Below are 5,286 nucleotides of genomic sequence, written 5' to 3' on the forward strand. Positions count from 1 at the left end.
TTTTCTTGAAGTTCTCGTGAGCAATGCTTTCGCGGGAACAGGCAAAGAGCGTTCCGATTTGAATCCCCTCAGCTCCAAGTGAAAAAGCTGCTGCTACACCCCGGGCATCTGCAATGCCACCTGCGGCTATAACCGGGATGGAAACGGCATCAACCGTTTGAGGGACGAGAACCATGGTGGTTAGCTTACCGATGTGTCCCCCGGCTTCCATTCCCTCAGCGATTACCGCATCAGCACCGAGCTTTTCTACTCTTTTAGCAAGTCCGGGTGAAGCTACCACTGGAATTACCTTTGTTCCTGCTTTTTTGAGCTTGTCCATGTATTTTCCGGGATTTCCCGCTCCGGTGGTGACAACAGGAATCCGTTCTTCGCAAACGATTTTCACCTGCTCCTCTATATAAGGCGATAGGAGCATTAGATTAACCCCAAAGGGGTTTTCTGTCAATGCTTTTGTTTTGGCTATTTCAGCTTTCAATTCAGAAGGGGTGAGATTACCCGCTGCGATGATTCCAAGCCCACCGGCATTCGATACCGCTGAAGCGAGTTCAGCGGTGGCTACCCAGGCCATTCCCCCCTGGAGAACAGGATATCTTATTCCGAGTAACCCTGAAACACGCTTTCCAAGATACAACTTGCCTCCTCCTCTCCTGTTCGCCATTCAATTAATAGGGTGCTCCAGCTCAATCCTGCGCCATAACCTGAAAGCAATACTTTATTTCCGTCTTTTAAAACACCTTCTTTTGCTGCTTTATCTATGGCTATCGGAATGGAAGCGGAAGCAGTATTGCCATATGAATCAATATAGGAGATTATTTTCTCTTCGGGAATCTTCAGCTCTCTGTTTACAGAAGCGAGAATCCTGGCATTTGACTGATGAGGAATGAAATAGTCCAATTCTTCGATAGAGATATTGCCAGCTTTTAAAACTTTCAGGATGGATTTTCCCAGTGTTCTTACAGCGAAGCGGAAAATCTCCCTTCCGTTCATTTTGATCACATTTCCCGTTAAGTTGTCTATGATGAGATCCCCTGCCTTTTTTACATCAGTTCCAAAATCCGATGCGAGTATAACTTCATCTGATGGAACCCTTTCAACGAGTAACGCCCCAGCGCCGTCACCGAAGAGTATTGCAGTATCCCTGTCAGTGAAGTCTATATGGCTGCTCAAAACTTCTGCGGCTATTATGAGCATACTGTCGAGTTTCAGGTTTTTCATAACGGAAACCGAGGATATAAGCGTGTGCAGAAAGCCTGTGCAGCCAGAAACAACATCATATGCCAGAACAGGATTCAGTCCCAATTCCTTTGATACCATTGATGCCATTGAAGGGAATCCCTGTTCAATGGTCGATGAATGGGCTACCACAATTTGAGGACTTTTATCGTAATCCTTCAACGCTTCTTCAGCGGCTTTCAATGCAAGATCCAAAGGTGTTTCGTTGATAGCAAAATGGCGTTCTTTTATACCTGTACGCTGCTCAATCCAGCCTTTTTCAAGGCCCAATTTATCTTCCAGTTCAGCATTTTTCACAATTTTTTTCGGTAAGTATGAGCCTGTACCGATTACTCTCAGAATAATCCCCTCCTTTCCGAATATAATATTAGCAACTCTGTGCCATGTGATTTTCATATCAAATTCGTTCAAAAACCGGACGCTTTTGTGTGTGGATGTACAAAAATCGCACAATGTTTATTGAACATGGTCATGGTATCTTTTTTCATATAAAGTGTTGGAGGTGATAAGGTGAAAGACATAGAATATGTGAAAAGCATTATTCCACATCGCCCTCCTTTCTTGCTGGTGGATGGAGTTGTTGAAGAAGGGGAGGATAACATAAAAGCTTTCAGGGATATAAACCCGGAAGATCCCGTTTTTCAGGGGCATTTCCCTGATTATCCCATTTACCCTGGCGTCCTCATAGTAGAGGGCCTTGCACAAACTGCCGGAGTACTGTTGCTAAATGGGAAGAAAGGGGTTCCGCTTTTTCTCGGCATTGAAAAGGCGAGGTTCAGGGGCGAGGTAAAGCCGGGGGATAGATTGAACTACGAAGTAAAGATTCTTCAGGAGCGCCGGGGCGTTATTTTTGCAGAGGGTGTAGCTAAAGTAGAGAATAAGAAAGTGTGCACAGCGACACTAATGCTCGGTTTCAAGGAAGCATAGAATTGTTGCTTTGAAAGGGGTTGAAATTTATCAAACTGAACATTGGAGGTTTGATGCCTGAAATACCTCTCATTCAGGGAGGAATGGCTGTTGGTGTATCTCTGGACAATCTCGCTTCAGCGGTTGCCAACGAAGGCGGAATAGGTGTTATAGGCACAGCTGGTATCGGAATGGTAATGGGAGGCAAAGGAAAGAATTTTAGGCAAGAAAACATAGAGGGTCTTAAAAAAGTCATAAGAAGTGCAAGGGAAAAAACCAAAGGAATCCTCGGTGTTAATATAATGGTTGCTTTGACAAATTACGAGGATATGGTTGTAACAGCTATCAAAGAAAAGATCGATGTCATAATTTCCGGTGCGGGTTTACCACTTGATTTGCCCTCTTACCTCAGTGAAGATTCCAGAACAAAATTGATCCCTATAGTATCATCGTTGAGAACCGCACAGCTCATTTTCAAAAGGTGGTTCAAAAGGCATGGCTATATTCCTGATGCTTTTGTGGTTGAAGGGCCTAAGGCCGGAGGCCATCTTGGTTACAAGCCAGAACAGCTCACTGAACCAGAATTCTCCCTGGAAAGAACCATACCACAGGTGCGAGAGTTCACTGAAAAAATCAAAAAAGAGTACGGAAAAGAAGTCCCGGTGATAGCAGCTGGGGGAATATGTGATTCGAAAGATGTAAAAAGAGTCTTTTCACTTGGAGCTTCCGGAGTGCAGGTGGGAACGCCCTTTATCGCCACAAAAGAATGCGATGCGGATATAAAATTCAAGAAAACGATTGTTAATGCAAAGAAGGAAGACATAATCATTATCAAAAGTCCGGTTGGGTTACCCGGTAGGGCTGTGCGGAACAAATTTCTCGAAGATGTGGAAAGAGGTGTAAAAAAGCCATTCAAGTGCATGTACCACTGCATAAAGACTTGTAATTTCAGGGAAGCCCCATATTGTATAGCGGAAGCGCTGTTGAACGCTTCAAAAGGGGATTTTGAAAATGGATTTGCCTTCATTGGCGCTGAAGGATACAAGGTCAATAGCATTTCAAGCGTAAAAGAAGTTATTAAGAAGCTTTTTGAAGATATGCAATAGCTGGATTTTGGCTTAGGCGGTAAATAATTAAACATCTCCGCCTTGTTTGCTTATGGCTTCAAATATGAAAGACAGCAGGGATAGAAATTCCTGCTGTTTTTTATGTACTTAATGGCAAAAAGTCCAATAATTGAAATACGATTTTTAAATATAATTTTTGATTATTTTAGGTAATTGGATTTATAGATTGACATTCTTCATTATAATATGATAATATTTAATATGAAGATAAGAAATATTGAGGTGGTGATAGGAAATGTTGAGAGCTTTTTGGGCGAATTTTTGGAAAAATCTGATAGAATTCAAGCGCTATTATTTTAATTCCATCACAAGCATAATAACGATCCTGGTCTTTTTTTACCTAATATTCTTTGGCGTTAAAGCGGTTGGTGGTGGTACGCCGCAGTTTGGCGAAACACTTGATGGTATTATTGTGGGCTATTTCATGTGGCTTGCTTTTATTTTTTCCTTTCAAGGGGTAAGTCGGGGCATCATCGAAGAAGCTCAAAGGGGAACATTGGAACAGGTTTTCATGTCTCCAATATCTTTTGAATTTCAAATGATTTCAAGGATTATCAGTGACTTCGTCTTTAATGTTTTGCTTGCCACTATGCCGTTGATGTACTTTGCAGCCTTCACTACCGGAAGAAACCTGACTTTCGATCCTATCACACTTGTTTACCTTCTTTTGATTGGCGTCATGAGCGCCACAGGTGTTGGAATGATAATAGGAGGCATAGCATTGATCTTCAAGCGGGTTTCGTCGTTCATTGAGATCGCTACCTTTGGCTCGCTCGCATTTACCATGGTGGATCCGAAAAACGTGTTGATGCGTTTCATCCCTATGTCTCAAGCTGCCTATATGATGCGCATGATGGCTCTGGACAAAGTAAGCTTGATGGAATACCCGCTTATTGAACACGCATACCTTTGGCTCGCATCGTTCCTATATCTCTCTCTTGGAATCCTTGTTTTCAGAGCATTTGAAAAAAAAGCAATGAGACTCGGCTCCTTGAGCCAGTATTGATGGGGTGATAGCATGAAGAATGAAGCTATTTTGAAAGTACAGCATCTCATTAAAACCTATCGTAGAAGAAAAACCAGAGAAAAGTTCATAGCAGTCGATGATATTTCTTTTGAGATACAGCAAGGGGAGATTTTCGCGCTTCTCGGACCAAATGGAGCGGGTAAAACAACCACGATAAAAAGCGTTTGTGGATTGCTTTTACCCGATTCGGGTACGCTGGAAATAATGGGCAAAAATATCTTGAAAGAGCGAGGAAGCGCTCTCAAACACATAAGCGCTGTTTTGGAGGGGAACAGAAATATTTACTGGCGAATGACCCCGGTGGAAAACATGCGCTACTTCTCCGGCATACGTGGAAAGAAACTGACAAAAAAGGAAGCGCTGGAAATCCTTGACAAATTCGGGCTCAAGGAAAAAGCCAATGACCTTGTGCAACAACTTTCAAGAGGTATGCAGCAAAAAACCGCCGTAGCTGTTTGCCTCGCAACCGGAGCAGATATCCTTATGTTGGATGAACCCACTTTAGGACTTGATGTGGCTTCTTCCATTGAGCTTCGTCATATTCTTAGAAATTTGGTTGAGAAGGAAGGAAAAACGATTCTTTTATCGACCCATGATATGAATCTTGTTGAAGCGATTGCAGATAGGGTTGCCATTATGAACAAAGGTAAAATTGTGGTATGTGAAAGAAAGGAAAAGCTCATGGAAATGTTTAAGGCGCGGAGATATGTTCTGAAAATATCTGCTAATGGGCAGAATGTTGCTTCTTACCTTGAAGATTCTGGTGCAGTGATAACTAAAAGAGAAGACGGACTTTTAGAGTTCAGCATCGATCTTGAAAACCCCAAAAAACTCTTTGACCTCATGGACACTCTAAAAACTGCCGGTACAGAAATAAAATCAATTGAACAGGATACGGTGAATTTTGAAAAGATATTTATGAAGTATGTATCTGAAGAAGTGGAAACATGAGCAAGGCATTAGAAGTTGTTTTCGAACTTGGCTTAACTGCTG

General features: G+C 42.4%; 6 protein-coding genes. 4 read left to right on the forward strand and 2 right to left on the reverse strand.

Annotation, left to right across the window (positions count from 1 at the left end; translation table 11 throughout):
• Positions 1-658, reverse strand: a 658-nt coding sequence (locus AC3LHT_RS07685; RefSeq protein WP_488662474.1) for a nitronate monooxygenase, incomplete at its 3' end; no start/stop codon positions are given.
• A complete protein-coding gene (locus AC3LHT_RS07690; RefSeq protein WP_488662475.1) occupies positions 592-1,629 on the reverse strand; it encodes a 3-oxoacyl-ACP synthase III family protein in 1,038 nt (345 codons plus the stop codon). The genes AC3LHT_RS07690 and AC3LHT_RS07685, both read right to left, overlap by 67 nt.
• A 114-nt stretch (positions 1,630-1,743) precedes the next feature.
• Between AC3LHT_RS07690 and fabZ the strand changes: the two genes are divergently transcribed.
• From fabZ to AC3LHT_RS07710, 4 genes are all read left to right on the forward strand, one after another.
• Positions 1,744-2,160: a 3-hydroxyacyl-ACP dehydratase FabZ gene (gene fabZ, locus AC3LHT_RS07695; protein ID WP_290666926.1), complete on the forward strand. Its 417-nt coding sequence runs from the start codon at positions 1,744-1,746 to the stop codon at positions 2,158-2,160.
• Positions 2,161-2,213: 53 nt separating this feature from the next.
• Positions 2,214-3,245, forward strand: coding sequence for an NAD(P)H-dependent flavin oxidoreductase (locus tag AC3LHT_RS07700; protein ID WP_488662476.1), 1,032 nt, complete (start codon positions 2,214-2,216; stop codon positions 3,243-3,245).
• Between the two features lie 256 nt (positions 3,246-3,501).
• On the forward strand, positions 3,502-4,272 hold the full coding sequence (locus tag AC3LHT_RS07705) for an ABC transporter permease (protein ID WP_488662477.1): 771 nt from the start codon (positions 3,502-3,504) through the stop codon (positions 4,270-4,272).
• A 12-nt stretch (positions 4,273-4,284) separates the two neighbouring features.
• Positions 4,285-5,244, forward strand: coding sequence for an ABC transporter ATP-binding protein (locus AC3LHT_RS07710; RefSeq protein WP_290666932.1), 960 nt, complete (start codon positions 4,285-4,287; stop codon positions 5,242-5,244).
• Positions 5,245-5,286: the final 42 nt, after the last annotated feature.

This window comes from Kosmotoga sp., assembly GCF_982836095.1.